Annotated in this window: 28 protein-coding genes; 11 read left to right on the top strand and 17 right to left on the bottom strand. The window is 74.0% G+C overall.

Annotated features, from left to right (window positions below):
• Nucleotides 1–119: 119 nt before the first annotated feature.
• Both ACFYT9_RS21175 and ACFYT9_RS21170 read left to right on the top strand, forming a co-directional pair.
• Nucleotides 120–1,373, top strand: a complete 1,254-nt coding sequence (locus ACFYT9_RS21175; protein ID WP_389166032.1) for a hypothetical protein — start codon at nucleotides 120–122, stop codon at nucleotides 1,371–1,373.
• Nucleotides 1,374–1,550: 177 nt separating this feature from the next.
• Nucleotides 1,551–1,847, top strand: a complete 297-nt coding sequence (locus ACFYT9_RS21170; RefSeq protein ID WP_389166029.1) for a UBP-type zinc finger domain-containing protein — start codon at nucleotides 1,551–1,553, stop codon at nucleotides 1,845–1,847.
• Between the two features lie 34 nt (nucleotides 1,848–1,881).
• Here the strand turns inward: ACFYT9_RS21170 and ACFYT9_RS21165 are convergent, their stop codons facing one another.
• Both ACFYT9_RS21165 and ACFYT9_RS21160 read right to left on the bottom strand, forming a co-directional pair.
• Nucleotides 1,882–2,094 carry a DUF6480 family protein gene (locus ACFYT9_RS21165; RefSeq protein ID WP_389166027.1) on the bottom strand — a complete coding sequence of 71 codons (213 nt, stop codon included), beginning with the start codon at nucleotides 2,092–2,094 and terminating at the stop codon, nucleotides 1,882–1,884.
• A 131-nt stretch (nucleotides 2,095–2,225) separates the two neighbouring features.
• On the bottom strand, nucleotides 2,226–3,485 hold the full coding sequence (locus tag ACFYT9_RS21160) for an NAD(P)/FAD-dependent oxidoreductase (protein ID WP_389166025.1): 1,260 nt from the start codon (nucleotides 3,483–3,485) through the stop codon (nucleotides 2,226–2,228).
• 200 nt (nucleotides 3,486–3,685) lie between these two features.
• Between ACFYT9_RS21160 and ACFYT9_RS21155 the strand changes: the two genes are divergently transcribed.
• Nucleotides 3,686–4,351: an SDR family NAD(P)-dependent oxidoreductase gene (locus ACFYT9_RS21155; protein WP_389166022.1), complete on the top strand. Its 666-nt coding sequence runs from the start codon at nucleotides 3,686–3,688 to the stop codon at nucleotides 4,349–4,351.
• 61 nt (nucleotides 4,352–4,412) lie between these two features.
• Here ACFYT9_RS21155 and ACFYT9_RS21150 read toward each other — a convergent pair whose 3' ends face one another.
• The 6 genes from ACFYT9_RS21150 to ACFYT9_RS21125 form a co-directional block, all read right to left on the bottom strand.
• Nucleotides 4,413–5,114 carry an alpha/beta fold hydrolase gene (locus ACFYT9_RS21150; RefSeq protein ID WP_389166019.1) on the bottom strand — a complete coding sequence of 234 codons (702 nt, stop codon included), beginning with the start codon at nucleotides 5,112–5,114 and terminating at the stop codon, nucleotides 4,413–4,415.
• A complete protein-coding gene (locus ACFYT9_RS21145; protein ID WP_376596221.1) occupies nucleotides 5,111–5,866 on the bottom strand; it encodes a DUF1295 domain-containing protein in 756 nt (251 codons plus the stop codon). Before ACFYT9_RS21145 ends, ACFYT9_RS21150 begins: the two co-directional genes overlap by 4 nt.
• A gap of 56 nt (nucleotides 5,867–5,922) precedes the next feature.
• On the bottom strand, nucleotides 5,923–7,248 hold the full coding sequence (locus ACFYT9_RS21140; protein ID WP_389166016.1) for a class I SAM-dependent methyltransferase: 1,326 nt from the start codon (nucleotides 7,246–7,248) through the stop codon (nucleotides 5,923–5,925).
• Nucleotides 7,245–7,997, bottom strand: coding sequence for a DUF1365 domain-containing protein (locus ACFYT9_RS21135; protein WP_376596169.1), 753 nt, complete (start codon nucleotides 7,995–7,997; stop codon nucleotides 7,245–7,247). The genes ACFYT9_RS21140 and ACFYT9_RS21135 overlap by 4 nt, the downstream gene beginning before the upstream one ends.
• Entirely contained in the window at nucleotides 7,994–9,250 is a 1,257-nt protein-coding gene (locus ACFYT9_RS21130) for an NAD(P)/FAD-dependent oxidoreductase (RefSeq protein ID WP_389166014.1), read from the bottom strand. Before ACFYT9_RS21130 ends, ACFYT9_RS21135 begins: the two co-directional genes overlap by 4 nt.
• A 614-nt stretch (nucleotides 9,251–9,864) precedes the next feature.
• Complete coding sequence (locus ACFYT9_RS21125; protein WP_387270296.1) at nucleotides 9,865–10,434, bottom strand: maleylpyruvate isomerase N-terminal domain-containing protein; 570 nt, start codon at nucleotides 10,432–10,434, stop codon at nucleotides 9,865–9,867.
• A 209-nt stretch (nucleotides 10,435–10,643) separates the two neighbouring features.
• On the opposite strand from ACFYT9_RS21125, the gene ACFYT9_RS21120 reads away from it, so the two are divergent.
• Complete coding sequence (locus ACFYT9_RS21120; RefSeq protein WP_389166011.1) at nucleotides 10,644–11,063, top strand: type II toxin-antitoxin system VapC family toxin; 420 nt, start codon at nucleotides 10,644–10,646, stop codon at nucleotides 11,061–11,063.
• Between the two features lie 21 nt (nucleotides 11,064–11,084).
• Here the strand turns inward: ACFYT9_RS21120 and ACFYT9_RS21115 are convergent, their stop codons facing one another.
• The 9 genes from ACFYT9_RS21115 to ACFYT9_RS21075 all read right to left on the bottom strand — a co-directional run bounded on the left by ACFYT9_RS21115 (nucleotide 11,085) and on the right by ACFYT9_RS21075 (nucleotide 19,624).
• Nucleotides 11,085–11,561: a hypothetical protein gene (locus ACFYT9_RS21115; RefSeq protein ID WP_389166322.1), complete on the bottom strand. Its 477-nt coding sequence runs from the start codon at nucleotides 11,559–11,561 to the stop codon at nucleotides 11,085–11,087.
• Between the two features lie 142 nt (nucleotides 11,562–11,703).
• Nucleotides 11,704–12,777, bottom strand: coding sequence for a MerR family transcriptional regulator (locus tag ACFYT9_RS21110; protein WP_389166008.1), 1,074 nt, complete (start codon nucleotides 12,775–12,777; stop codon nucleotides 11,704–11,706).
• A gap of 109 nt (nucleotides 12,778–12,886) precedes the next feature.
• Entirely contained in the window at nucleotides 12,887–13,285 is a 399-nt protein-coding gene (locus ACFYT9_RS21105; RefSeq protein ID WP_387270300.1) for a hypothetical protein, read from the bottom strand.
• Nucleotides 13,286–13,480: 195 nt separating this feature from the next.
• Nucleotides 13,481–14,134 (bottom strand): response regulator, encoded by a 654-nt coding sequence (locus tag ACFYT9_RS21100; protein WP_389166007.1) that lies wholly within the window; start codon nucleotides 14,132–14,134, stop codon nucleotides 13,481–13,483.
• Nucleotides 14,131–15,099, bottom strand: a complete 969-nt coding sequence (locus ACFYT9_RS21095) for a HAMP domain-containing sensor histidine kinase (protein WP_389166005.1) — start codon at nucleotides 15,097–15,099, stop codon at nucleotides 14,131–14,133. The genes ACFYT9_RS21100 and ACFYT9_RS21095 overlap by 4 nt, the downstream gene beginning before the upstream one ends.
• A 223-nt stretch (nucleotides 15,100–15,322) precedes the next feature.
• A complete protein-coding gene (locus ACFYT9_RS21090) occupies nucleotides 15,323–15,538 on the bottom strand; it encodes a hypothetical protein (RefSeq protein WP_376596184.1) in 216 nt (71 codons plus the stop codon).
• 70 nt (nucleotides 15,539–15,608) lie between these two features.
• Nucleotides 15,609–16,907: an SLC13 family permease gene (locus tag ACFYT9_RS21085; protein WP_376596186.1), complete on the bottom strand. Its 1,299-nt coding sequence runs from the start codon at nucleotides 16,905–16,907 to the stop codon at nucleotides 15,609–15,611.
• Nucleotides 16,908–17,226: 319 nt separating this feature from the next.
• Nucleotides 17,227–18,633 carry a uracil-xanthine permease family protein gene (locus ACFYT9_RS21080; protein WP_389166001.1) on the bottom strand — a complete coding sequence of 469 codons (1,407 nt, stop codon included), beginning with the start codon at nucleotides 18,631–18,633 and terminating at the stop codon, nucleotides 17,227–17,229.
• Nucleotides 18,634–18,805: 172 nt separating this feature from the next.
• On the bottom strand, nucleotides 18,806–19,624 hold the full coding sequence (locus ACFYT9_RS21075; RefSeq protein WP_389165998.1) for an IclR family transcriptional regulator: 819 nt from the start codon (nucleotides 19,622–19,624) through the stop codon (nucleotides 18,806–18,808).
• A gap of 228 nt (nucleotides 19,625–19,852) precedes the next feature.
• On the opposite strand from ACFYT9_RS21075, the gene ACFYT9_RS21070 reads away from it, so the two are divergent.
• The 7 genes from ACFYT9_RS21070 (at nucleotide 19,853) to ACFYT9_RS21040 (ending at nucleotide 26,048) form a co-directional block, all read left to right on the top strand.
• Complete coding sequence (locus ACFYT9_RS21070; protein ID WP_376596192.1) at nucleotides 19,853–19,981, top strand: putative leader peptide; 129 nt, start codon at nucleotides 19,853–19,855, stop codon at nucleotides 19,979–19,981.
• Nucleotides 19,982–20,235: 254 nt separating this feature from the next.
• On the top strand, nucleotides 20,236–21,252 hold the full coding sequence (locus tag ACFYT9_RS21065; protein WP_387270305.1) for an ABC transporter substrate-binding protein: 1,017 nt from the start codon (nucleotides 20,236–20,238) through the stop codon (nucleotides 21,250–21,252).
• A 133-nt stretch (nucleotides 21,253–21,385) separates the two neighbouring features.
• Nucleotides 21,386–22,405, top strand: a complete 1,020-nt coding sequence (locus tag ACFYT9_RS21060; RefSeq protein WP_376596195.1) for an NrtA/SsuA/CpmA family ABC transporter substrate-binding protein — start codon at nucleotides 21,386–21,388, stop codon at nucleotides 22,403–22,405.
• On the top strand, nucleotides 22,402–23,235 hold the full coding sequence (locus tag ACFYT9_RS21055) for an ABC transporter permease (protein WP_387270307.1): 834 nt from the start codon (nucleotides 22,402–22,404) through the stop codon (nucleotides 23,233–23,235). The genes ACFYT9_RS21060 and ACFYT9_RS21055 overlap by 4 nt, the downstream gene beginning before the upstream one ends.
• On the top strand, nucleotides 23,232–24,101 hold the full coding sequence (locus tag ACFYT9_RS21050; protein ID WP_389165995.1) for an ABC transporter ATP-binding protein: 870 nt from the start codon (nucleotides 23,232–23,234) through the stop codon (nucleotides 24,099–24,101). The genes ACFYT9_RS21055 and ACFYT9_RS21050 overlap by 4 nt, the downstream gene beginning before the upstream one ends.
• Nucleotides 24,098–24,961 carry an ABC transporter substrate-binding protein gene (locus ACFYT9_RS21045; protein WP_389165993.1) on the top strand — a complete coding sequence of 288 codons (864 nt, stop codon included), beginning with the start codon at nucleotides 24,098–24,100 and terminating at the stop codon, nucleotides 24,959–24,961. Before ACFYT9_RS21050 ends, ACFYT9_RS21045 begins: the two co-directional genes overlap by 4 nt.
• Before the next feature lie 4 nt (nucleotides 24,962–24,965).
• Nucleotides 24,966–26,048: an LLM class flavin-dependent oxidoreductase gene (locus ACFYT9_RS21040; RefSeq protein ID WP_389165990.1), complete on the top strand. Its 1,083-nt coding sequence runs from the start codon at nucleotides 24,966–24,968 to the stop codon at nucleotides 26,046–26,048.
• Nucleotides 26,049–26,096 lie beyond the last annotated feature (48 nt).

Genomic DNA, 26,096 nt, shown 5'->3' with positions numbered 1-26,096 from the left:
AACCCCCCCGGGGCGCGTGGCCCGCGCCCCCCGCGGGGGGGGGGGGGCCCCCGCCGCCCCCCCCCCCCCGCCCCTCCCCCCCTCCCTCTCCCCCGCCCCCCTCAACGGAAGCAGCCACGATGCAGCACCCACGTCCCCCGAGGGCCGCCGCCCGGCTCCTCGCGTCCCTCGCCGCCCTGGCCCTGGCCGCGTTCGCGGTCCTGCCCGCGGGCCCGGCCTCCGCCCGCACCGACGACTCCCCCCGTACCGCGTCCGCCGCCGCGGCGCCCGAGCTGCTGATCGGCCAGTCCACCCGGACCGCCTGGGACGACTTCCAGAGCTACGGACAGGACGCCGACGGCGGTTCGGTCTACTACGAGCTGCGCCGCGGCGACTGGGTGGGCGACAACCACCGCTCCTACGCGACGATGCTGGCCCAGCAGGGCGGAACCGTGCAGGTAGGGATCAGCTGGAAGGACAATCCGCCCGGCTTCACCGGCGGCGACGAGAACGCCAAGGCGGCCCGCTCGCGCGCGGTCACCGCCGAGATCGCCGCGGGCGGACACACCGCGGCCCTCGACCGGCTGCTCGCCTTCACCGACGCGTACCCTGCCGCCCGGTTCAAGCTGCGCCTCGACTACGAGGTCAGCTCCTTCTACCACTGTGCGGACGCGTCCTGTTCCACGTACAAGAACGCCTTCAGCCGGCTGGCCGCCCACCTGGACGCCCGCTCCCGCGCGCACAACCTGGAGTACGTCTTCCACCCGGTGCGGGGCGAGTACGAGGCGATGTACCCGGGGGACGCCGCCGTCGACTGGATGGGCGTGTCCGTCTTCGCGCACGAGCTGTGCCTGCCGATCCACGACCGCGGGTACCTCTACAACGGCACTCCGCCGCAGAACTACGACATCGCCGCGAGCCAGTGCCGGAACGCGTACATCGGCACGGACGCGCACGGCAATCCGGCGGCCGTCTGGCGGAACTTCGACCACGACGGCAACGTCCTGAAGCTCGTGAAGTTCGCCCGCGACCACGGCAAACCGGTCGTGCTGTCCGAGGCCGGCCTGATGAACTTCACGGCGGACGGCACCTCCACCGACGGGATCGAGCAGGTCCGCGCCGAGCAGTGGGTCAACCGGCTCTTCTCCCTCCTGAACTACCGGGGACCGATCCCCAACCTGCCCGGCGAGCACGACCTCCGGGGCGTGATCCGCTCGGTGGTCTACATCGGTCTCGACTTCCGCTACGGCTGGGACGGCGTCGAGGACGGCAGCTTCGACTTCCCGCCGGACACCACGTGGTTCGTCGACGGCCGCCTCTCGCGGTACGGCCCCGCCCGAGCGGCCTTCTGCCGAGGCCTGGCGGCGCACGGCTTCACCGCCCGCTGCCGCTGACGCGCCGCCCCCGAGCCCGGTTCGCGCCGCTCCCCGGCGCCACGCCAGGGGTGCTGCCTTGCCGCGCATCCCTCCGAACCCGTTCACAGGAAGAGGGGGCGTACGGGGGACAGATCCGCGAGACGAGGTGGCTGGGTGATGACCACGGGTGCGGTGGGAGGCGAGGGGTCATGGAGAGTGGCGCCCGACCCCGGGCGTCCCGACGGACGGGTCTGCGGCCACCTCCCGGAGATCACGCGACCGGCCGGACCGCCCGGTGACGGCTGCGAGGAGTGCGAGGTCCTGGGCTGGGCGTGGGCGAGGCTGCGGTGGTGCGCGACGTGCGGGCACGTCGGCTGCTGCGACAGCTCCCGGGGGCGCCACGCCTACGCCCATCACGCGGCGTCGGGGTACCCCGTGGCGCTCTCCCTGGACCCCGAGGAGAAGTGGGGCTGGTGCTACGAGGACGAACTCTTCCTGATCGAGGTTCCGTAGCCCCGCGGCAGCCTCCACGCGGCCCCGGGGTGCCTCACAGCCCTCCGCCGACGCGGAACGCGAACAGCAGCGCCACCAAGACGGAGCCGAAGGCGATCAGGGACACCCACACCATCGGGTGCTCCCAGATGCCCCCGTCCGGTCGCTCCTGATGCGCCGACGACGTGGAACCCTCGGCCGGGGGTGTCTCCCCGGGAGGTACGGGCGCGGATACGGGCGCGGATACGGGTGCCGGCTTGTCACTCATGACGCCTCCCGGGTCTGGACACCGTCAAGACCGTTCCCCTCCACGGTCCCGCCGGTCCCGACCCCCCACAAGTCGCGTCGTTCGTGCACCGAAACCGGATCCCGCCTCGTCGGTGGCGGGTCGGGGGATGCTCACCCGACGCCGGCCCTCAGGTCGGCCAGAACCTCCCGGGCGGCTCGCGCCCCGGAGGCCAGGGCGCCCTGGAGCGAGCCCGTCGCCCTGTGATCACCACAGACGTAGCGGCCCGGGGCGAAGCGCGTGGAGCGGGACAGGGCCAGGGGCGGGGGCATCGCGGGAAGGGCGTCCCGCACCGTGACGCGGTGCACCGGTTCCCAGGCGGACACGTCCGTTCCGTACGCCTCGCCGAGGGCCGCTTCGACGTCCGCCACCTCGGCCGGTCCCGGGGAGCCGAGGACGGAGGTCGAGACGAGCGCCCGGCCGTCGCCGGCGAACCCGGGGTGGACCTCGGTGAGGACGCACGAGTTGAGGAACCGGCGCCGCTCGTCGACGACGAGAGTGGGCTCGGCCAGAGGGGACCGCGCGGCAGCGTGGTAGAGCGTGGTCACCGTCCTGCCGCGGGGCACGTCGAGGCCGGGGAGCAGTTCGGCCGCCGCTCCCTGCCCGGTGGCGACGACGACGGTACGGACGGGCAGCTCGCCGCCCTCGGCGAGGGCGACGCCGTCGGGGGTCAGCGCGGCGACCCCGGCTCCGGTGCGCAGCACGCCGTCGGGAAGCCGCGCGGCGAGCTGGGCCGGGACCGCGCCGATGCCCCCGGCCGGCAGACACAGCGTGCCCCGGAGCATGCTGCGCCAGACGAGGTGGAAGAAGCGCGCCGAGGTCTCCAGGTCGTCTTCGAGGAAGACCCCGGAGAGGAAGGGCCGGAGGAAGCTCTCGACGAGTTCGGCGGAGAGACCGGCGTCGGCGAGCGCGGTCGCGGTGGTCGCGTCGGCTCGGCGTCGCAGCCACGCGGCGGGTGCCAGCATGTCGCGTGCCGACAGCAGGCCGAGGGCGGTCAGGTCGCGGGCCGACGCGCCCTCGACCGGGAGGAGTCCGCCGTGTCCCCGGCCGCGTCGGGTGGGGTCGGTGAAGCGGCGCGGCCCGTCGGGGGTGTGCAGCAGCATGCCCGCGGTGAACGGCCGCAGTCTGAGCGCCTTGAGGTCCAGGCGCCGTCTGACCTGCGGATAGGAGGTGTTGAACACCTGGAATCCGCGGTCGAGGGTGAAGCCTCCGATCCGGTCGGTCCGCATCCGGCCGCCCACGGTGTCCTCGGCCTCCAGCAGGCGCACCTTCAGTCCCGCGGCGAGGAGGTCGGCGGCACACGCGAGGCCGGACGCACCGGCACCGACGATCACCACGTCCAGATCCGCGCCTTCGTCGACGGTCCCTCGCATCGCCGTCACCGCTCCTCGGTCCGTTCCGCCCACTGGCCAACCCGACCCGGCCACGTTACGCCGGGCGATCGTCCCGTCACGGGAGGACGCGACCGGGGCGGACCCGTGCGGGTCCGGCGGCGGCTCGGGGCGTGGTGGCGCATCCGGGAGGCGCCGGGCCGCAGAAGGAGAGAAGCAGCCCTCCGGAGAAGGAGCACGCCATGGGTGTCGTCGGAGCCCGGGTTCTCGTGGTCGGTGCGACCGGTGCCATCGGCGGGCTGGCCGCCGGGCAGTTGGCCGGGCGCGGTGGCGCCATCGCTCTGGCCGGCCGTGACCGTGACCGGCTGGACGAGCGTGCCTCGGCGCTCGGCGGGCGGCCTCGGCGTGTCTTCGAGGCGTACGACCTGGACGGCTGCGCCCGGCTGGCGCCGTGGGCCGAAGACGTCCTCGGCGGACTCGACGCGCTGGTGGTGGCGTTCGGCGTGGCCGGCTTCGGATCCGTGGCGGCGGTGTCGGACGCGTCGGCCGAGCATCTCCTCACCGTGAACGCCCTGGCACCGATGGCGGTCGTCAGGGGCTCCCTGGGGGTGCTCTCCCCGGGCGGCGTCGTGGCCGTGGTGACGGGCGAGATCGTGGACCGCCCCGCCCGGGGCATGGCCGACTACGCGGCGGCGAAGTCGGCCCTCGCCGCCTGGCTCGGCGTGGCCGGGCGTGAGGTCCGCCGCGACCGTCTCACGGTGCTGGACGTGCGCATGCCGCATCTGGACACCGGTTTCGCCGCTCGCGCGGCGGTCGGTGACGCACCGGCCCTGGGCCCTGGTGCCGACCCGGCGGAGGCCGTGCGCGAGCATCTGGTCCTCCCCGTCCTCGACGCCTTGAACCGCTGACATCAGGCAGGTCTCCTTCTTCTCGGCGCGGCCCGGACGCGGTCGTACCGGCGGGGCCACGTCAGGCCGTCTCGTCGTCCCCCTCCCCGGGTTCTCCGCCCGGGGAGGGGGACGGGTTCACCAGCAGTGCGGCGACGAGTTCCGCGGTACGGCGCTGCCAGTCGGTGGCGCCGCGGAGCATCGCGTGGCCTCCGCGCCGCATGGCGATCCCCTCGGCGTGGGCGCCGGCCACGCGCGCACGGCGGACGAACTCCCAGGTGGCCGACGCCGAGGTGACCCGGTCGGCCTCGTCGTGCAGCAGATGGATGCGGCGGCCGGCGAGGTGCTCGACGGGCTCGCCGGGCGGGCACCAGGGGGCCAGACCGACCACCCCGCGGACCAGCGGGTGCCCCGCCGCGCGCAGGGCGGCCCTGGCGCCCATCGAATGCCCGACGAGGACGACCGGGACGTCCCCCGCCGTCCGCGCCACCGCCGCGAGGGCGGCCTCGGCGTCCCTGGCGGCGTCGGCACGCGCTCCGTTCCAGCCCCGGTGGCGGTACCGGACGAGCGCGACGACCACGTGCCGGTCGGCGAGACTCCGCCTGAGGCGGGCGGCGAACGGGCGCATGCGCCACGCCGGCAGATTGACCGGAGGCGGTGGCTCCAGGCCCTCGGAGCGCCCGCCGTGCAGCAGGAGTACGGCGGCGGTGGGGACGGCCGGGGCGCTCAGGACGTCCAGGAGGTCCCCCTCCCTCCGGCGGACGCCCTGGGCCGGGGAGGTCACAGGGGCTCCGTCCGGCTCGTCGTGCGGCGCGGGGGGCGGGGGAAGAAGCCGCTCGTGCGGGCGGCGTAGGCCGACCAGCCGGGGCGGTCGGCCATGTGGGCGTCCAGCAGCCGCTTGCCGCTCCCCCAGATGAGGAGTCCGCTCATCACCAGGGGGGAGACGAGGGTGAGGGCCGCGGTGGGCCAGGTGGCGCAGGCCGTCAGGTAGAGGCCCCACCAGACCAGGAAGTCCCCGAAGTAGTTGGGGTGCCGGGTCCAGCTCCAGAGGCCCTGGTCCATGACCCGTCCGCGGTGGGCGGGATCGGCCTTGAAGCGGGCCAGCTGGTGGTCCCCCACGGCCTCGAAGGCCAGGCCGACGGCCCACAGCACCAGTCCCGCGACCAAGAGGACGTCGACTCCCTCGGGGAGGTACGCGGCGGCCTGGACGGGGAGCGAGACGAGCCAGACCAGCGCGCCCTGGAGGAGGTAGACCTTGCGCAGCGCGTAGAGGGCCGGGCTGCCCGGGGCCTTGGCGAGCATGCGCGCGTAGCGGGGGTCCTCGCCGTGGCCGCGTCCTCTGCGGGCGATGTGGACCGCGAGCCGCAGGCCCCAGAGGCAGGTCGCGAGGGTGACGACGAGTCGGCGGGTGTCGTCGCCGTACCCGGCGGAGAGCGCCCAGGTGACGAGCGCGACCGCGGCGAAGGCGAGGCCCCAAGCGACGTCGACGATCCGGTGGACGCCCCGCACCAGGCCCACGGCGAAGGTGACCAGCATGACCGCGAGGGCCGCGCCCGCCGAGGCGGCCAGGTTGACGGCGAAGGCCGGTCCGTTCACCGCGGGGCCTCCCCGTCCCCGTCGGCGGCGACCAGCCGCAGCTGCCTGACGTCGAGGTAGCGCGCGCGGAAGCCGGCCTCCGAGTAGGCGAGATACAGCTCCCACATGCGGCGGAAGGTCCGGTCGAAGCCGAGGGCGTCGACCGCGCCGGGATCGTCGACGAAGCGTTCGCGCCAGAGGCGGAGCGTCTCGGCGTAGTGGTCGCCGAAACCGTCGTCGTCGGTGATGTGCAGGCCGGCGGCGGCGCTCTCGCGGGCGAGGGCGTCCGGCGAGGGGATGAGGCCGCCGGGGAAGACGTACTTGCTGATCCAGGTGTGCGTGCGGGCCGTGGCGAGCATCCGGTCGTGCGGCATCGTGATGGCCTGGAGGGCCACCCGGCCGCCGGGGGCGAGGAGCCGGCGCAGGGCGGTGAAGTACGCGGGCCAGAACTCGGCGCCGACCGCCTCGATCATCTCGACGCTGACGACGGCGTCGTACCGGCCCTCGACCTCGCGGTAGTCCCGCAGTTCGACGGCGACCCGCCCGGCCACCCCCGCTTCGGCGATCCGGCGCAGCGCGAGGTCGCGCTGCTCCCCGGAGAGCGTGACGGTCAGGACGTCGGCGCCGCGCTCCGCGGCCCGGATCGCGAGTTCGCCCCAGCCGGTGCCGATCTCCAGGAGCCGGGTGCCGGGGCCGACGCCCGCGAGGTCGAGCAGCCGGTCGATCTTGGCGTGCTGTGCCGCGGTCAGCGCGTCCGGCGTCGCGGGGAGGGTGTCGAACAGCGCCGAGGAATAGGTCAGGCTCTGGTCCAGGAAGAGCGTGAACAGTTCGTTCGACAGGTCGTAGTGCCGGTGGATGTTGTCGCGCGCGCCCTCGATGGTGCTGCGGTCCCGCAGCGGCCTGCGGTGTGCCCAGAGCCCGCGGAGGCGGCGCAGCGGGGCGGGGACGAGGTCGTCGACGTGGGTGGCGAGCACGGTGAGCAGGCGGACGAGGTCGTCGCTGTCCCATTCGCCCGCCATGTACGACTCGCCGAAGCCGATGAGGCCGTCGGCGCCGATCCGCCGGTGGAAGGCCGCGGGATCGTGCAGGGTGAGGGTGGGCGCGCCGTCCGGGAGCGCTTCCTGCCGAGGGTTTCCGGGGCGGGGAACCCGTCCCGGCCCGTCGCCGTGCCGTATCCGCAGGGGCAGGCCTGCCAGCGCTCGTTCGACGATGCGTCGGGCGATGGCCGTGCGCAGGGCGGAGGCTTGCGGCAGGCGCGCGACGTCGGGCCACCGGGCCGCGTCGACGGGTGGGCGGCGGCCCGCCGTGCGGACGGAGGTGTCCGGCGTGAGGGAGAGTGTCACAGCATGCCTTCTCGGGTGGACGGCGCGGGGCGCGGGCGGACGGGAAGTCCCTTGAGGTACAGGCGGATTCCGTGCCGGCGGATGCCGGCGCTGACGGCCGCGGTGGACCAGGGGTGGCGGAGCGCCGCGGTCAGCAGACCGCGTGGGTCGGCGGGGCGGTGCCGGCCCCGGACGGTGGCGGTGAACGGCCGGCTGCCGTCCCCGAGCCGTAGCTGGACGGTGAGGTCGAGGCGGTCCCCCGGGAGGGGCAGCCGCATCCGGTAGGAGCCTTCGACGTCGAAGAACGGGGAGACGTAGAAGTCCTTCTCGACGTCGGCGCGCCCTTCGGCGTCGGGGCGCAGCAGGTAGCAGTGGCGGCCGCCGTACGTGTTGTGCACCTCGGCGACGACGCAGACGGGGCGGCCCGCCTTGTCGTGACACCAGTACACGGTGAGCGGGTTGAAGACGTAGCCGAGGACGCGGGCGTGGGCCAGCATCAGGACGCGGCCGTCGGCGTTCCGTACGCCGTGGGAGGCGAGGTAGGCGTCGAGGCCGGCACGGATGGTGGGGGCTCGGCCGCCGAAGTGGTCGCGGGCGTCGAAGCGGGCGAGAGGGCGGAGGAGGCGGGGCGGCGAGGGCAGGGCGTCGAGGTCGACGAGCCAGAGGTAGGTGCGCTGGCGCAGCGAGTGGCGTACCGGCTCGACCCGCGCGTGGGCGATGTCGCAGGTGTAGAGGGCGGGTGTCGCGGGAGCGGTGCCGGCGGTCGTCACCAGTCCACCCCCAGGGTCCGGGCGGCCTCGACGCCGGAGCGGCAGCCGTCCTCGTGGAAGCCCCAGCCGTGGTAGGCGCCGGCGAAGGCGGTGACGGAGGTGGCGAGGCCCGGGAGTTCGCGCTGGGCGGCGACCGATCGGGGGGTGTAGACGGGATGTTCGTACACCATCCGGGCGAGCACGGCGCTCTCGTCGACGCGGCTGCCGGGGTTCAGGGTGACGAGGTGGGGTTCGGGCACGGCGAGGCGCTGGAGGCGGTTCATGTCGTAGCTCACCCGCACGCTCCCGGGGCGGGCCGCGCAGGACGGGAGCCAGTAGTTCCAGGAGGCCCGCGCGTGGGGTGAGCGGGGCAGGACGGTGTCGTCCCGGTGCAGCACGGTGGGGTTGCGGGAGTAGGTGAACGCTCCGAGGACGCGCCGTTCGTCGGGCGTCGGATCCGCCAGCATCCGCAGGGCCTGGTCGGGGTGGACGGCGACGACGACGGCCGCGTGCGTCTCGGAGTGGCCGTCCTGGGTGGTCACGCGCGCGTGGTCGGGTCCGCGCTCGATCGCCCGTACGGGGGTGGAGGTGCGCACGGAGGCGAGGTGCTTGGCGACCTTGTCGACGTAGGCCGACGAACCTCCGGTCACGGTCTTCCACTGGGGCGAACCGGTGACGGACAGCAGCCCGTGGTGGTCGAGGAAGCGGAAGAGGTACGCCGCCGGGTACTGCAGGGCGGTGTCCGGGGCGCAGGACCAGACGCAGGAGACGAGCGGGATCGCGAAGTGGCCGACGAAGTACGGGGAGAATCCGCCGCGCCGCAGGAAGGTCCCGAGCGTCCGGGTGTCGTCCCCCGAGGCGAGCAGCCGTCGCGCGGCCCGGTGGAAGCGCGGTACCTCGGCGAGCATCCGCAGATGGCGGGGGCGGCGCAGGTTCCCGCCGCCGAGCAGTCCGCGGGGGCCGCGGGCGCCGGCGTATTCGAGGCCGCAGCCGTCGCACCGTACGGACATGCTCATCTCGGAGTCCTGGGTGGCCACTCCGAGCTCGCGGAAGAGCCTCAGCAGGTGGGGGTAGGTGCGTTCGTTGTGCACGATGAAGCCGGTGTCCACGCGCACGGTGCCGCCCGCCCCGGTCGGGAGTTCGTGGGTGTGCGCGTGGCCCCCGAGCCGGGAGTCGGCTTCGTACAGGACCACGTCGTGCGTCCGCGAGAGCACGTACCCGGCGGTCAGGCCCGCCACTCCCGACCCGATCACCGCGACACTGCGCCGGTTCATGTCTGCCCCCTCGTGTACGTCGGTTTCGGTGCGCCGGCCGCGCGGGCCGCCCTCACTGTCTCTTCGGTGCCGCGGCCCTCGCGGATGGGTGCGCGGCCCTCGCCCGCCGGACGAGGCCGTCCGGGGACGTCGCCCTCGTGTCGAAGCGGTCCGCGGCGGTTCGCCCCGAGCGCTGCGATCATGGCGACTCCTCTCGCCCGGCCCCGCGGGCCGGAGGCGGAGGCTCCCGTCCACGCTGACGCGTGGGGCGGGGCACCGGCCGGGCGGGTGCGCCCGGCCCCCTCAGGATCCGGCGAACAAGAGCCGCGCCTCAAGACGCATCGTTTGCGCATCGATGTGGGGCGAGGGGGGCGAGGAGGGGGATCCCTGGACGGTGCGCCGCGTCCGGGTCGATCCCGGGGGCGTGCGAGCGCGGTCGCCTCGGTCGAGCGTGGCGCACGTTCCGCTTCAGGGGCCTGGCCAGGCCGGCGGCGCCGCTGTTGAGAGCCGGCTTCGAACGGCTCGCGGACGGCGTGGTGGAGCGCCTGCCCTCCGCTGTCGCGGCGTACACGCGCTGACGCGGGCCGGGGAGGGGACGGGAGCGGCGCGGGTCCGCTCGGGGCGGGCCGGACCGCTCAGTCCGGTCGCGCAGCCACCCACGTCCACGATTCCCGGTGCGCGAAGCCGTCGAGTTCTCCGCGGCCGGTGCACCAGAGCAGCACGTCGACGGGGTCTCCATGGGGCGCGTCCGGGAAGAGGCGATCGGTCACGGCCGCGCTCAGCGCCGCCGGCGGGCGCCAGTCGACGGACAGCCCCCGGGTGATGTCGTGGGTGTGCAGCAGGATCTCGGCGACGCCCATCGCCGCGAACCCCTCGGGGTCGCAGGGACCCCAGTGCCAGGCACGGACGGACGGGTCGGCGGCCGCCAGCGCGATGCCGAGCAGCCTGCCGCACGCGGTGACGGTCCGGAGGACCTCGGCGGGGGTGGCGGTGGGGTGGACGTTCAGGTCCATGGGCAGGTAGGAGTCGGCCGGCTGCGCCGCCAGCTGGCCCGCGTAGGCGAGGAGGTCGTGCCCGATGTGGGCCGCCGTCCGCCGGCACGACCAGGTGAGCGACCCCGCCCGTACCGTCCAGTCCTCGCCGGTCAGCGGGTCGAGAACACGCAGCATCTCCGCCAGTGCGGCGTCGACGTCCTGATGGTCCATGCCGGATCCTTCCCCTCCGTGCCGCCACCGTCCGGTGCCGGCCGTCCCCACGCTGCCAGGTATCAGGCCTCCACGAGGGGCGAAGGCGCGCACGAGGAACGACCGACCACGTCGTCACCCCCACCCGCCGACCCGCCGGACCGCGAACCGCCCTCCGGACCCCTGCGGTTCCGGGCGGGCGCGGAACGCCCTGCCGTACCCTGCGAGCCATGACGCGCTACGTGGTCGACGCCCCGACCCTGCTGCACATCGTCTCGACCGGCATGCGAGTGGATCCCGGCCACCAGCTCGTCGCACCGAACCCGGTGCGGTCTCAGGCACTGTCGCTGCTGTACGCACGGGTCCGGTCCGGCGAGCTCGGCGAGACCGAGGCCCTGCGCCTGCACGAGCGCCTGACCGAGGTGAAGCTGCGGCTGCTGGGCGACCGGGTCTCCCGTCGTACGGCGTGGCGCATCGCCCGCGAGCAGGGGTGGGACACGCTCGGGGACGCCGAGTACCTCGCCGTGGCGCGGCTTCAGGCCGACGCACTGGTCACGATCGACGAGACCTTGTCCCGCCGGGCGGAGGGCATCGTTCCCGTGGCACCGCTGAGCGCACTCCGTGCCGAGTCGGAGGGAGACGGGTCCTGAGCCCTGGGCCGGGCCCGCGCATCAGGCCGCGGGACCGGGCGCGGAGGCCCGCGGGGTTCGGTCCCGCCTGGCGATGGACTCCCCGACCTCTTGGATGGCGCCGCGGATCAGGTCTCCGTAGGGGTCCTGGGGAAGGCTGGGAGCGTGCGTCCTGGCCGCGTCGATGTGCTCGGTGGCGGCTTCGAAGGAGCCGAGCCGGCGGTAGTCGTCGGCGAGGTTGAGGTGCAGGGACGGGTAGAAGCCCGCGATGCGGAGGCCGGCGTGGTGCTCCTGGACGCGATGGTCGGTCACGGCGTCGGCGGCGTCCAGGGCCCGGATGTCCCAGGCCAGGGCCTGGGCGGGGTCTTCGTGGAGATCCGCCAGGTAGTGGGCCAGCGAGCAGCGGTGCAGCGGGTCGCCCGTCACGCCGATCCCGGACCACAGGCCCAGCAGTTCGCGGCGTGCCGAGGCGGTGTCACCGCTCCTGCCTCGGACGACGGCGTGTCCGATGGCTTCCATGGTCGGGTCGGGGGCGGCGGGGTCGGCGGGTGCGGCGGTCACGGGTGTGCTCCTCGTCGTCTCTCTCAGGCGGATGGCTCGGGCGGATGGCTCGGGCGGATAGCCCGGGCTGATGGCTCAGGCGGATGGCTCGGGCGGGATTTCAGGCGGAGTGGCCGGGCTCGACGGGCATGGCCAGGGTGGTGAGGTCGCCGCGGTCGGCGGAGCGGATCGCGACGGGCCGGTCGTGTCCGCGCAGGTCGATCAGGAGGTCGGGGCCGATCGCGGTGCTCACGGCGGGATAGAGGGTGGTCAGCTCGAACACGATCCGCAGCCCGGGGCCCACCACGGTGCCCGGGAGCGTGAGGCCGGCGTGCTCCTCGTCCGCCGCCGCCATGACGCTCACCCCGTGGTCGGCGACGTGCAGCCCGACGCGCTCGCCGGGGAGTTCCTCCAAGGCGCGCAGGAGCGGATCCTTCGCGACGGTCAGGCGCGTCGTGACCTCGCCCAGGGACGCGAGCAGCAGCCTGTGGTCGGGGTACTCCTCGGGCAGCAGTCGGCAGTGCCGGTCCTCATGGCCCGCGACGCGGAACCAGATCCCGTCCGGGAAGGCCTCCAGTCGCACCAGCCGGCTGCGCCGGCTCGCCGCGACCGCGGAGCGCAGCTCGTCGCCGTGGACGGTGCCCGCCCACGGGCGGCTCGGCGGTTCGATCGGCACCAGGGTGCGGGTGGAGAGCCGGTACCGGTCCGTGGCGGTCAGGGTGACGGCCTCGTGATCGGCCTCGATGCGCAGACCGGTGAGCGCCGGCACCCCGGGCTCGTGGGCCGCCGCGGTGAGGACCTGCTCGACCGCGTCCGCCAGCACGGGACCCTTCAGCACGGCGAGGGGAAGACCCGGGGCGTCGCGGAACGCGGCCTTGATGACCTCGGCCTTCCGCCGCACGGCTGCCGCGTTCCCGACGACCTCGGCGACGTGCTCGTCGAGAAGGCGGGACGCCTCGTCGGCCCCGGCCCCGAGGACCGCCTCGACAGCGGCGAGAGGCATCGCGAGCTCGCGGAGCCGGCGCAGCGCGGTCGCCCGGGCCACCTGGTCGGCGCTGTAGTAGCGGTAGCCGGTGACCGGGTCGACCTCGGCGGGGGGCAGGAGCCCCGAGTCGGCGTAGAACCGCAGGGCACTGGAGGTCAGACCACTGCGTCGGGCGAAGGCCCCGATCGGCATCAGCTCATCGTTCGGCACCTGGTCATCATGGAGTTTCGACCCACTCGAAGGTCAACACGGACGCCTCGCGCCGACGGCCGCGAGCGCGCCGCGCACCACACCGCCCTTCCGCCGCGGGGATGACCGGTCACGGGCGCGTGACGCGGCGGTAGGCGGCTCGGGCGTGGAGCAGCCGGGCGAGGACGGTCCCGGTGACGGCTGCGGCGAGCAGGCAGGCGAGGCGTCCCGCGTCGTGCGTCGCCGTCCAGGTGAGCCGGCCCATGGGCGGGATGGCGAAGCCGTTGAGGGCGACCCAGCAGAGCAGCGCGGTGCCGGGTGCGGCGACGAGGCGGGCGCCGGTGCCGGCCAGTGCGGCGATGAGGGACAGGACGGCGAGGTCGAGGGCGGGGTCGCCGTGGTGGTCCAGGAAGTTGAGGGCGGTGACCAGCGCCAGGGCCGCCACCGAGGTCGCGGCCCAGACGGAGGGCGTGGCCACGGGGTCGGGGACCGGACGTGGTCCCAGGCCCATCGGCTTCCACTCCACCATGCGATCCTCCTCCGCCGACGCTCCCCGCCGTCGGGGCCCCCGCCATGGTGCACCACGACCCCGCACACCTTCGAAATCCAGGTCTTTTTGGGCCTTGATACCCCGTATGCCGGGCGCACCGCACCACCAGGACTCCGTACCTGACGCTCCGCGGCCTCCTCCGCCCGTCCTCGTGTCCGTTCCGACCCTCGCCCGTCACGGTTCGATGAGGCCGACGCGGATGGCGTAGCGGGTGAGCTCCAGGCGGTCGCGCAGGCCGAGCTTCTGGAGGAGGTTCGCACGGTGGCGCTCGACCGTCTTGACGCTGATGACGAGGAGGTCGCCGATCTCCTTCGAGGTGTGGCCTTCGGCGACGAGTTTCAGGATCTCCTCCTCGCGTTCGGTGATGGGCCGGGCGGGAAGGGGATCGCCGCCCCGCGCCCGGTCGAGGTAGGTGCGCATGAGGGTGGTCTCCGCCCCGGGGTAGATGAAGGGTTCGTCGCGGAGGGCGGCGCGGCAGGCCTCGACGAGGTCGCGGTCGGCGACGGACTTGGGGACGTATCCGGAGGCGCCGGCCCTGAGCGCCTCGAAGAAGTACTGCTCGTTGTCGTACATCGTCAGCATCAGGGTGCGCAGCCCCGGGCGTACGCGGGCGAGTTCGCGGGCGGCCTGGAGTCCGGTCCTGCGGGGCATGGCGATGTCGAGGATGGCCAGGTCGACGCCCTGCTCCCGGGCCCGGGCGACGGCTTCGGCCCCGTCGGCGGCCTCGGCCACGACGGTCATGTCCGGTTCGGCGTCGAGGATGAGCCGTACGCCGCGGCGGACCAGGGCGTGGTCGTCGGCGAGCAGGATGCGGGCCGGCGCGGTCATCCGGGGCTCCCCGGCCGGTCCTCGGGCCCTGTTCCCGGGACGTTCAGGCGGACCTGTGTCCCGCCGTGGGGTCCGGCGCCGAGGACGAGCTCCGCGCCGATGAGCAGTGTGCGTTCCCGCATGCCTCGGATGCCGGCTCCTTCGGGCGCGTCGCGCAGCCCCTTGCCGTTGTCGCGGACGAGCAGGGCCACTCCTCCGCGCGGCAGCGGACGGAGGTGGACCTCGACCGAGTCGGCTCCGGAGTGGCGGGCGGTGTTGGTGAGCGCCTCCTGGGCGACGCGGTACACGACGAGTTCGGCATCCTGGTCGAGCCGCGGCAGGCCGGGGGTGATGTGGGTGGTGGCGCCGAGGCGGGAGGTGGTGAATTCGGCGGCCAGCGCGCGCAGGGCGCTGTGCAGGCCGAGTTCCTCCAGGACGCCGGGGCGCAGGCGGCGGGCGATGCGGCGGATCTCGTCCAGGCCGGCGCGGGTGGTCTCCTGGGCCTGGTGGAGGTCTGCGCGCACGGGCTCGGGGACCTGGTCCGCCGTGTGCTTGAGCTGGAGGAGTACGGCGGTGAGGGTCTGGCCGACCTCGTCGTGGAGTTCCTGGGCGATGCGCCGCCGCTCGGCCTCCTGCGCGGACAGGACCCGGCCGGCGCTGGTGGCCCGTTCGGCTTCGAGGCGGCTCAGCATCGCGTTGAACGTCGTCGTCAGCTCCGCGATCTCCCCGGTGCCGACGACCTCGGTGCGGTGGCCCGGCTGGAGGAGGTCGGCGGTGGCCATCGCGCGGCTCAGCCGCTGGAGCGGGGCGAGGCCGAACCGCAGGAGGGCGGCGTTGGCGGTGAGCATCGCCACGAGTCCCGCGATCAGTACCAGGGCCTCGCCGAGCAGGACGGGGGTGGAGACGGTGACGGGGCCGAGGAGCAGGAGGACGGCCACGACGAGCACGGCGGCGTTCAGAAGGAAGATCCGCCAGAACAGCGACATGGTCCCGTGCCTTTCCCCGGGGGCGCCCCCTCACCGCCACCACCGTGCGCCCCGGCCTGTGCCGGGACGCTCACCGTCGGGAGACCCACCGGTCCCTCGCTTCAGCGTGACCGGTGGCCGCTCCGCTTGTCCATCCGTGGTGGCACCCACATCGCGGTCCGGATGGCGTCTGCCGCCCGAGTCCTCCGTGCGGCGGGCGCCGCCCCCACGATGCTCGCGGGGCTCACCCGGGGGGAGGTCGGCCGCGGCGCCCGCGGGCGGGCTGGAAGAGGTGTGCCGCGGTCGCGGTCAGGGCGAGGCCTCCGGCGAGCAGCAGGGCCTGGGGCAGGACGGCGCCGGCGATCCCGGCGGCCAGGGCCGTGGTCAGCGCGAGCCAGGCGAGGCCCCGCCGGGACGGGCGGGGCCGTCGTCGGTCGCCCTGGTGCGGAGAGTCGGACATGGCACCGCTCCTTCCTGGTTCCCCCACCGTGCTCCGCGCCCCCTCGCTCCCCTCGCCCCCGGTGGTCCCGTCAGGCCCACACGAAGTAGCGCAGCCACACGTAGAGGCCGGCGAGGGAGGTGGTGACGGCGGTGACGACCAGGCCGTACCGGCTGAACTGCCAGAACGAGATGTGGTGGCCGGCGCGGTCGGCGATGCCCACGGTGACGACGTTGGCGGAGGACGCGATGATCGTGGCGTTGCCGGCCAGGTCCGCCCCGAGGGCGAAGGACCACCACAGCACGGCGGCGTGCTCGATCCCGCCGGAGGCGGCGACGACCTCGGAGACGATCGGGCTGACGGAGGCGACGAACGGGATGTTGTCGATCACGGCCGAGGGCACCACGGAGCCGAACAGGAGCGCCATCGAGGCCCCGAACAGCTGCCCCTCGGTCGCCCGGGCGGCGGCCTGCCCGAGATCGGCGATGATCCCCGTCTGCACCATCGCGCCGACCATGACGAACAGCCCGGTGAAGAACGCGAGCGTCGGCCACTCCACGTCCCGCACGACCTCTCCGGGGTCGAGCCGGGAGACGGCCAGGAGCAGCAGTCCTCCGCTGATGGCCACCACCGAGGGCTCCAGGTGCAGTGCGGTGTGCAGCACGAAGCAGACCATCACGATCAGGATGACCACGCCGCTGACGGCCAGCAGCCGCGCGTCCTTGATCGCGTCCCTGGCGCGCAGCTCCATGACCCGCGCCGCGCGCTCGGGGTCGTAGGTGAAGGCGTGGCGGAACATCCAGCGCGCCATCACCGCGAAGACGACGACGAGCAGGGCCGCGATGGGGGTCATGTGGAGCAGGAAGTCGTTGAAGGAGAGCCCGGCCCGCGAGCCGATCATGATGTTGGGCGGATCACCGATCAGGGTGGCGGCGCCGCTGATGTTGCAGGCCATCACCTCGGCGATCAGGTACGGAACCACGGGGAGGGCGAGCCGCTCGCACACCAGGATGGTCACGGGCACGAGCAGGAGGACGGTCGTGACGTTGTCCAGCCACGCGGAGAGGAGGGAGGTCACGAGGATCAGCAGGACCATGAGCCGGTACGGCCGGCCTCGGGCCCGTTGCGCCGCCCAGATCGCCATGAACTCGAACACGCCCGTGCGCTTGAGGACCGAGACGATCAGCATCATGCCCAGGAGCAGGAAGACGACGTTCCAGTCGATCCCCGCGTGCTCGGAGAAGAAGGCGTGCTCGGGGGTCGTCGCCCCGATGAGCAGCATGACCACGGCGCCCCCGAGCGCGGCGGCCACCCGGTGGACCCACTCGGTCGCGATCAGCACGTAGACGACGACGAAGACCGCCAGTGCCAACCACGTGGTCATGCTCACGGCGGCACCACGCCGACGTCACGGCGGGCCGGAAGCGGATGTCTTCGGCAGGGGTGGGGGGACGGTGAGGTCATCGGCGCGGACTCCGTTCGTGCCGTGGCCGCGAACACGCCCACCGCCCCGGCCCGGACGCCGCCGCTCGCCGCGCGTCACGCGCTGCGACTCGGCGCCACGCGAGGCACCGGGAGTGCTCCTCCACCCCACCCTCACCGACGGTGCCGCCCCGCCGCATCGGGGGCGGCACCCATCTTCCACCGGTTCCTCCGTCATGGGTGATCCTCGGCAGCGGTCCGGGCGGCGGCGCTGTCGTCCGCGTGGGTCAGCTCTTCTCCGTGTCGTCGGAGCCCTTCTCGTACGAGCTGGTGCCCGAGTCCAGGAGCGGTTCCTGCTCGGTGGGGGCGTCCTTCAGGTGCGCCGGGGCGAAGGCGCGCAGCACGTGGTAGCCGGTGATGACGACGATCGTGCCGAGCGCGATGCCGCCGAGCTCGAAGGTGTCGGTGAAGGTCAGCTTCACGCCGCCGACGCCGATGATGATGCCGACGGCGGCCGGGACCAGGTTGAGCGGGTTGCGCAGGTCGACCTTGGCGTTGATCCAGATCTGGGCGCCGAGCAGGCCGATCATGCCGTAGAGGATGACGGTGATGCCGCCGAGGACGCCGCCGGGGATCGCGGCGACGATCGCGCCGAACTTGGGGCAGAGACCGAAGAGCAGCGCGAAGCCGGCGGCGGCCCAGTAGGCGGCCGTGGAGTAGACGCGGGTGGCGGCCATGACGCCGATGTTCTCGGAGTACGTGGTGTTCGGCGGGCCGCCCAGGGCGGTGGACAGCATGGAGGCGGCACCGTCGGCGGCGATCGCGGTGCCCAGCTTGCCGTCGAGGTTGTCGCCGGTCATCTCGCCGACGGCCTTGACGTGGCCGGCGTTCTCGGCGATCAGGGCGATGACGACGGGGAGCGCGACGAGGATCGCGGACCACTCGAAGCTGGGGCCGTGGAAGGAGGGCAGGCCGATCCAGTCGGCCTGGCCCACGCCGGAGAGGTCGAGCCGCCAGTGGTCCTCGACCTTGCCCGCGGGGGACATCGAGTGGATCTTGCCGAAGACGAGGTCGAAGACCCAGGAGATGGCGTAGCCGAAGATCAGGCCGAGGAAGATCGCGATCCTGGACCAGAAGCCGCGCAGGCAGACCACGGCCAGACCGGTGAAGAGCATGACCAGGAGCGCCGTCCACTGGTCCTGCGGCCAGTAGGTGGAGGCGGTCACGGGCGCCAGGTTGAACCCGATCAGCATGACGACGGCGCCGGTCACGATCGGCGGCATCGCGGCGTGGATGATCCGGGCGCCGAACTTCCGCACGGCGAGACCGGCGAGGAAGAGCACCGCGCCGACGACGAAGACGGCGCCGGTGACGGTGGCGCTGCTGCCGCCGGAGGCCCGGATCGCGGCGGCCACGCCGACGAAGGAGAGCGAGCAGCCGAGGTACGAGGGGACCGTGCCCCGGGTCGCGAGCAGGAAGATGATCGTGGCGAAGCCGGACATCATGATCGCGAGGTTCGGGTCGAGCCCCATCAGCACCGGGGCGACGAAACTCGCGCCGAACATGGCGACCACGTGCTGGGCGCCGAGACCGGCGGTGCGGGGCCAGGACAGCCGCTCGTCGGGGCGGACGACGGCCCCGGGGGCGGGCGTTCTCCCGTCCCCGTGCAGGGTCCAGCGCACGCCGAGGTTCATGAGGTCGCTCCCGTTCTCCGGATCCGGCGGCCGTGTCGGGCCGCCGCGTCAGGCCGTAAAAGATCAGCCACATGTTATGCGCCGGGGGCGGGCCCGAAGGCGAGCTCGCTGACCAGGCCGGACGAGGACGGCGGCGGGGTGGTGGCGTGGCCTCCGGTCGCGGACGGGCCGGTCAGACCGTCCCGGACTGCCGGTGCCCGCCCGCCGGCTCCTCGGGTGTCCGGCGTTCCGCCGGGGTCAGGAGCAGTACTTCCAGGGCCCGTGCGCAGGACCGGGCCTGCGCCAGGAACCAGTCGAGCCGCGCGTCCGTGATCACCTCGGGTGTCGCCCGGACCGCGAGCGCGAAGCGCGCGTGCCCCGTCCGTTCCAGGACCGGCACCGCGACCGTCCGCACCCCGGGCGCCGACTCACCGTCGTTGAGCGCGTGGCCCGTCTCCCGGACCCGCGCCAACTCGGCCGCCAGCGCGCCCGGTTCGACGATGGTCCGGTCGGTGAACGCGTACAGCGGCGGCAGTGCGAGCGGCCCCGCCTCACCGGCCCGCGGCCAGGCCAGCAGCACCTTGCCCAGCGCCGTCGAGTGCAGCGGCCGGCGCAGCCCCACCTTCGGTGTCACCGAACCGCCGGCCACGATGACCGCGTACGGGCCGCTGCGCAGCGCCAGGTCGGCGGTGGCGCCGGTCCGCTCGGCCAGGTCGGCCAGCTCCGGCGCGGCGAGATGCAGTCCCCGCTGGTGGTACGAGAGCCGGCCGAGCTCCGTCACCGCGGGACCGAGCCGGTAGCGGGCCGTGCGGGCGTCCTGTTCCAGGAAGTCGGCCGCGAGCAGGGTCCGGACCAGGCGGTGGGCCGTCGAGGTGGAGAGCCCGAGTCGGCGCGCCAGGTCGGAGACGCTCAGGTCCGGCCGGTTGTCGTGGAAGCTGTGCAGCACGTCCAGGGCGCGGCGGACCGCCTGGGCGCCCGCCGGGGCCCGTACGGGCTCGGCCTCGGTGGTCATGGCGTGGGCTCCCCCTCGGTGATCGACGCCTCACGCTCCCACATGATGGGAGGCGGAACGACCCCATGAGTCGGGAGGAAACACTCCGTTCATGCGCAATCCCACATGATGGGAAGCGAGTTGTGGCGAGCCAGACCGCCGTGCCATGGTTCCGGCCAACACCGCACGAGAACACGGCGCCGGGACACCGCGCCGCGGGACCACGACACCGGAGGGAGCAGGTCCGCCATGAGCATGAACATGTGCCGTACGACGCCGTACGCCGCTCCCGCCGTTGCTCCCGCCCTCCTCGGGCTCACCCGGCGCCGTCACATCGACCTGGCGCGGGTCGCGGGCACCGGCTGTCGCCGCGGCTGACCGACGCCGCCCCCGTCCCACCCTTCCCGCGCCGTCCCCGGCCCGGCACCGGTCGTCCCCCGCTCCGCCTTCCGACGGCACCAGCTGTCCCATTCCCGCTTTCCGCCTGCACCGGCTGTCCCCGCTCCCCTCCCCCTTCCGCCGGCACCGTGCGCGTGCCACCTTCTCCGCCGCGGCGTCGCACCGCCGTGCCCGGCACCGCCCGGCACCGCCCTGCACGGCGCCGCCTCGCCCCCGCACCCTTGGACGCCTTCATGACCGACGCCCGCGTGCCCGCCACGCTCTGGTTCACCCGCTGCCCCGTCCCCACCGCCACCGGCGTGGCCGCCGACCGCGGCTGGCTGACCGCCGAGTTCGCGCCCGACGGCATCGCCGTCCGCTCCCTCCAGGACGCCGACCCGGGGGCCGACCGCGCGGCCCACTACACCCACGACCTCCCCGGTCTCTTCCGCGAGGGCGGCAACGTCCCGGCCCTGTGGGCGCGTTCGCGCGGCCAGGACACGCGGCTGATCGGCCTCACGTGGATCGAGGAGCGCCAGGTGGTGCTCGTCGCGCCCGGTTCCCCGGTGCGGGGTGCCGCCGCCCTGCGCGGCCTCCGACTCGCCCTGCCCCGGCACGACGTGCCGATCGACTTCTGGCGGGCCATGGCGCTCCGCGGCTTCGAGGGCGCCCTCGCCTCCGCCGGTCTCGGGCTCGACGACGCCCGGCTCGTCGACGTCCCCGCCGCCGGGCACCACGGACAGTGGGCCGCCGAACTCGACGCGCTGCGCCGGGGCGAGGTCGACGCCGTGTACGTCAAGGGCGCCCTCGCCGTGGAGTCGGCCCGGCGCGCCGGTGCCGAGGTGGCCGTGGAGCTCGACGCGCTCCCCGACCCGGCGCACCGGGTGAACAACGGCACCCCCCGCCCCCTCACCGTCCACCAGGACCTCCTCGACCGCCACCCCGACGTGGTGGACCGCTTCCTCGCCGTCCTGCTCCGGGCCGCCGACTGGGCCGCGGGCGAACCCGCGGAGGTCGCCCGCATCCTCGGCGCGGAGACCGGCGCGGGGGCGGAAGGTGTCGCGGGGGCCTACCGCGCCGACACCCACCGCACGCTGCACCCCGATCTGTCCGGCGCCCGGCTCGACCTGCTGGCCGAGCAGGAGGCGGCACTGCGCGCCCACGGCTTCCTCCCCGAGGCGGTCGACGTCCGGGCCTGGGCCGACCCCGAGCCGCTGCGCCGGGCCGGACGGCTCGTCGCCGGCACGACGTCACCGAGCCCGGTCGCGTAACCAGATCCCGGAACGCACCCCTCCGTACACCCGTGCTCACGCGCCCGGATGCCCCGTTCACGGCTCTCCCCCGCGCGTCCCCCCGCACGCCCCCTCACTCCTTCCCGTACCCCGCCCACCAAGGACGACCGCCATGCGCCCACTCGCCACACTCACCGCTCTGGCGGCCCTCGCCGCCCTCACCACCCTCACCGCCTGCGGCGCCGACCCGGCGGCCGACTCCGCCTCCGGCCGGGGCGGCGACGGGGCGCAGCGCGGCACGGTCACCGTCCGCATCCCCGACCCCGGGAACGCCGGGGTCCTCGCCCGGGGCAAGCAGGACGGCAGCCTGGACAAGGCGCTCGCCGCCGTCGGGGCCGAGGTGGCCTGGACCGGCAGCGCCGGCCCCTTCGCCCCCGCCGCCCAGGCGATGAACGCCGACCAGCTGGACTTCGCCACCGGCTCCATCACCTCCGGTATCACCTCCCTCGCCCAGAACCCCGGCTTCGCCTTCTTCACCGCCACCGACCCCGACCCCGTCGGCGAGGGCATCCTCGTCCGCGAGGGCTCCGACATCGGCTCCCTGAAGGACCTGGTCGGCCGCAAGGTCGCCGTCAACAAGGGCGGCACGGGCGAGTACCTGCTCCTCAAGGCCCTCGCGAAGGAGGGCATCCCGGCCGGCGAGGTCGAGCGGGTCTATCTCCGGCCCGACCAGACCGCCGCCGTCTTCAACGCCGGACAGGTCGACGCCTGGGCCGTCTGGTCCACCTACGCGGTGGCCGAGATCGGCAGCGGCAAGGCGCGCTTCCTCGCCGACGGCGCGGCGATCGGATCCGACAACTACAGCCTCAACGCGGTCCGTTCGGACTTCGCGAAGGAGCACCCCGCCATCGTGAAGGCGCTCTACCGCTACCTCCACGACAACAGCGCCAAGGAGCGGAAGGACCCGGCCGCCTACCTCAACGTCTTCACCGACGCCGGCCCCACCGCCGTCACCGGCAAGGCCAGGGACGTCCAGATCGACTTCACCCGCAAGGGCGGGACCGTCGACCCCATCGGCCCGGAGGACGTCGAGCGGTTCGAGACGGTCGCCCGCTTCTACGCCGACCAGAAGGTCACCCCCGCGACGGTCGACATCGCCGCCCATCTCCTCGACGTCGAGTCCCTGTCGTGACGGCGCCGCCGGCCCCCGGCCTCGTCGCCCCCCGCCCCTCGGTCCGCCGCCCCCGCTCCCGGGGGTACGCGGTCACCGTCCGCGCCCTCGGGCCGGTCGCCCTGCTCGTCCTGTGGTGGGCCTCGTCCGCCACCGGCCTCCTCACCCCCGACGTCCTCGCCTCGCCCGCGCAAGTACTGAACGCGGTCGGAGAGTTGTGGGGCAACGGTCAGCTGTCCGACGCGCTCGCCACCTCCCTCACCCGGTCCGGGATCGGACTCGTCATCGGTCTCGCCGCCGGCCTCGTCCTCGGCATCACCACCGGTTTCACCCGGCTCGGCGACGAACTCCTCGACTCCTCCCTCCAGACCCTGCGCACCATCCCCTTCCTCTCCCTGGTGCCGCTCTTCATGGTCTGGTTCGGCATCAACGAGACCGCGAAGATCCTGCTCATCGCCGTCGCCACCACCTTCCCCATGTACGTCTCCACCAGCGGCGGCGTCCGCAACACCGACCGCAAGCTCGTCGAGGCCATGCGCAGCTTCGGCCTCGGCCGGCTCGCGATCGTCCGCCAGGTCGTCCTCCCGGGCGCCCTGCCGTCGCTCCTCGCGGGCCTGCGCCTCTCGATGACGCTCAGCGTCATCGCGCTCATCGCCGCCGAGGAGATCAACGCCACCGCGGGCATCGGCTATCTGATGTCGCAGGCCCAGAGCTACGCCCGCACCGACATCCTCGCCGTCTGCATCCTCGTCTACGGACTGCTCGGCCTCACCGCCGACGTGCTGGTCCGCGGACTGGAGCGGATCCTCATGCCCTGGCGCACCGCCGGACCCGGAGGGACGACACGATGACCGCCGTACGCGTACGAGGACTGCGCCGCGTCTTCGGGGACCGCGCCGTCATCGACGGCCTCGATCTCTCCCTCGGGCGCGGGGAGTTCGTCGCCCTGCTCGGTGCCAGCGGCAGCGGCAAGACCACCCTGCTGCGGATCCTCGGCGCCCTCGACGGCGCCGACGGGGGCGAGGTCCTCGTCCCCGAGGCCCGCACGATCGTCTTCCAGGAGCCCCGGCTCCTCCCCTCGAAGAAGGTCCTGCCCAACGTCACCGTCGGGCTGCCGCGCGGCGCGGCCACCCGCGCGACGGGCCTGCGGGCCCTCGCCGAGGTAGGCCTGGAGCGGCACGCGGACGCCTGGCCGGCCACCCTGTCCGGCGGCGAGGCCCAGCGGGTCGCGCTGGCGAGGGCGCTGGTCCGCGAGCCGGAACTCCTGCTGCTCGACGAGCCGTTCGCCGCTCTCGACGCGCTGACCCGGCTCCGGATGCAGGACCTGGTGGGCGAACTGCGCCGGATCCACCGACCCGCCGTCCTCCTCGTCACCCATGACGTCGACGAGGCCGTGCGGCTCGCCGACCGGGTCGCCGTCCTGCGCGACGGTCGGCTCGTGACCGACGAACCCGTGGCCGTCCCGCACCCCCGCGACCCCGGCGATCCCGAGGTCGTCGCCCTGCGCCGCCGCCTCCTCGCCGACCTCGGCGTGCACACCACCGCGCCCCGCCCCGACCGCGCCTCGACCACCGACGGCCCGACACCCGCACCCGCACCCGCACCCGCACCCGCACCCACCCCGGTACCCGCATCCGCCTCGGTACCCGCATCGGGACCCGCATCGGGCCCTGCACCCGCCCCGGTACCCGCCCCGCAGAAGGAGTTCTCCGCATGACCGTCACCCTCGGCGTCCACCGCAGCAACCCGTCGCTCTTCCACCTCTCCCGGCTCGGCTACGCGGAGGAGGAGCTGGCCGCCCTCGGCGAGACCGTGCGCTGGCACGCGTACACCGACGGCGTGCGCACCGGCGCCCTCCTCGCCGACGGCACCATCGACTTCGGCGGCACCGGTTCGACCCCGCCGGTCACCGCTCAGGCGGCCGGCCATGACATCGTCTACGCCGCGATCTCGGCGCCCCGCCCCGATCACGGCGCCCTGCTCGTCCCTGAGGACAGCCCGGTCCGTACCGTCGCCGACCTCAAGGGAGGAACCGTCCACCTCGCCATCGGCTCCTGGCAGACCCATCTCGTCGCCCAGGCCCTGGACGACGCGGGCCTGTCCTACGCCACCGACATCACCCCGGTGCGCGGCGACGCCGGCAGCGAGGCACGGCTCCGGTCCGGCGCGATCACCGCCTGGGTCGCCCAGGGCGCCGAGCTCGCGGCGGCCCGTCGTACGGGCGGCCTGCGCACCCTGGTCCGCACCGGCGACGTCATCAGCGACCGGTCCGTGTTCTTCACCCGCCGGGATCTGGCCGAGGAGCGGCCCGAGCTGGTGGAGGCGTTGGTCCGGGCGCTCCGCAGGGCCGACGCGTGGGCCGCCGCCCACCCCGGCGAGGCGGCGGCGATCGCCGCCGCGGACCAGGGCGGCACCGCGGAGGACTGGGAGACGGCGCTGCGCGCCCTGCCGTGGACGATCGAGGAGGTCACCGAGGAGTTCATCGCCGAGCAGCAGCGGGCGGCCGACGTCTTCCACCGGACCGGGTTCATCGACCGCGCGGTCACCGTCGCCGACGCACTGCCCCGGAAGGCCTGACGCGATGACCTCCCCGGCACCCGAAGTCCTCTGGTACATCATCCCGCGCGAAGGCGCCTACCCCTGGGAGCCGGAGGGCCGCAGACCCGTCGACCTCGGCTACCTCCAGCAGCTGGCCTCCACCGTCGAACGCCTCGGCTACACCGGCGCGTTGCTGGCCACCGACCTGTACGACGTGTGGCCGCTCGGCTCGGCCCTCGCCGCCGCCACCAGCACCCGCTTCAAGCCGCTGCTCGCCGTCCATCCCGGCCTGATCTCGCCCACCCTGCTCGCCAAGACGGCGCTCACCTTCGACAACCTCTTCGGCGGCCGGCTCCGCTTCAACGTCGTCAACGGCTCCACCGCCTCCCTCCGCGAGTACGGGCTGCACGTCGACCACGACGAGCGGTACGAGCTGAGCGCCGAGTACTGGTCGATCGTGAAGCGGCTCACGGCCGGCGAGGTCTTCGACCACAAGGGCCGCTTCTACGACCTCCGGAACGCGGGCGCCTCCTTCCGCGACCTGCGCCCGGTCCAGGCCCCGCACGTCCCGCTCTGGTTCGGCGGCTCGTCCGCCCCCGGCATCGAGATGGCCGCCGAACACGTCGACGTCTACCTCACCTGGGGCGAGCCGCCGCACCTCCTCAGGGAGAAGCTCGACCATGTGCGGGCCCGGGCCGCGGCGCACGGCCGGTCCCTCCGCATCGGCCTGCGCCTGCACCTCATCGTCCGCGACACGGAGGACGCGGCCTGGGCCGCCGCCGACCAGCTGCTCGACGTCACCAGCGAGGCGACGTACGCCCGTCAGCTCGGCGAGCGGTCCGGGGAGGAGGGCGTCGGCTGGCAGCGGCAGTTCCGCCAGCACGGCGGCCGGGTGCCCGCCCGCGCCCGGGAACTGGAGACGTACCCCAACCTGTGGCCGGGCATGAGCCTCTTCCGGCCGGGTCCCGGCACGGCGCTCGTGGGCTCCACGGCGCAGGTCGTGGACCGGCTCCAGGAGTTCCGGGAGCTGGGCGTGGACACCTTCATCCTGTCCGGGAACCCGCTCCTGGAGGAGGCGTACCGCGTCGCGGAGACGGTCCTGCCGGCGCTCGGCGTGCGCCCTTGACGGGACGGCGCACACCCTGCGGATCCCGCGGTGGGGGATGCCCGCCGG

Source organism: Streptomyces sp. NPDC004435 (assembly GCF_042873895.1).
GTDB lineage: Bacteria > Actinomycetota > Actinomycetes > Streptomycetales > Streptomycetaceae > Streptomyces.
The sequence above is the reverse complement of the archived record's forward strand: the minus strand, read 5'-3'. Positions and strand labels throughout refer to the sequence as shown.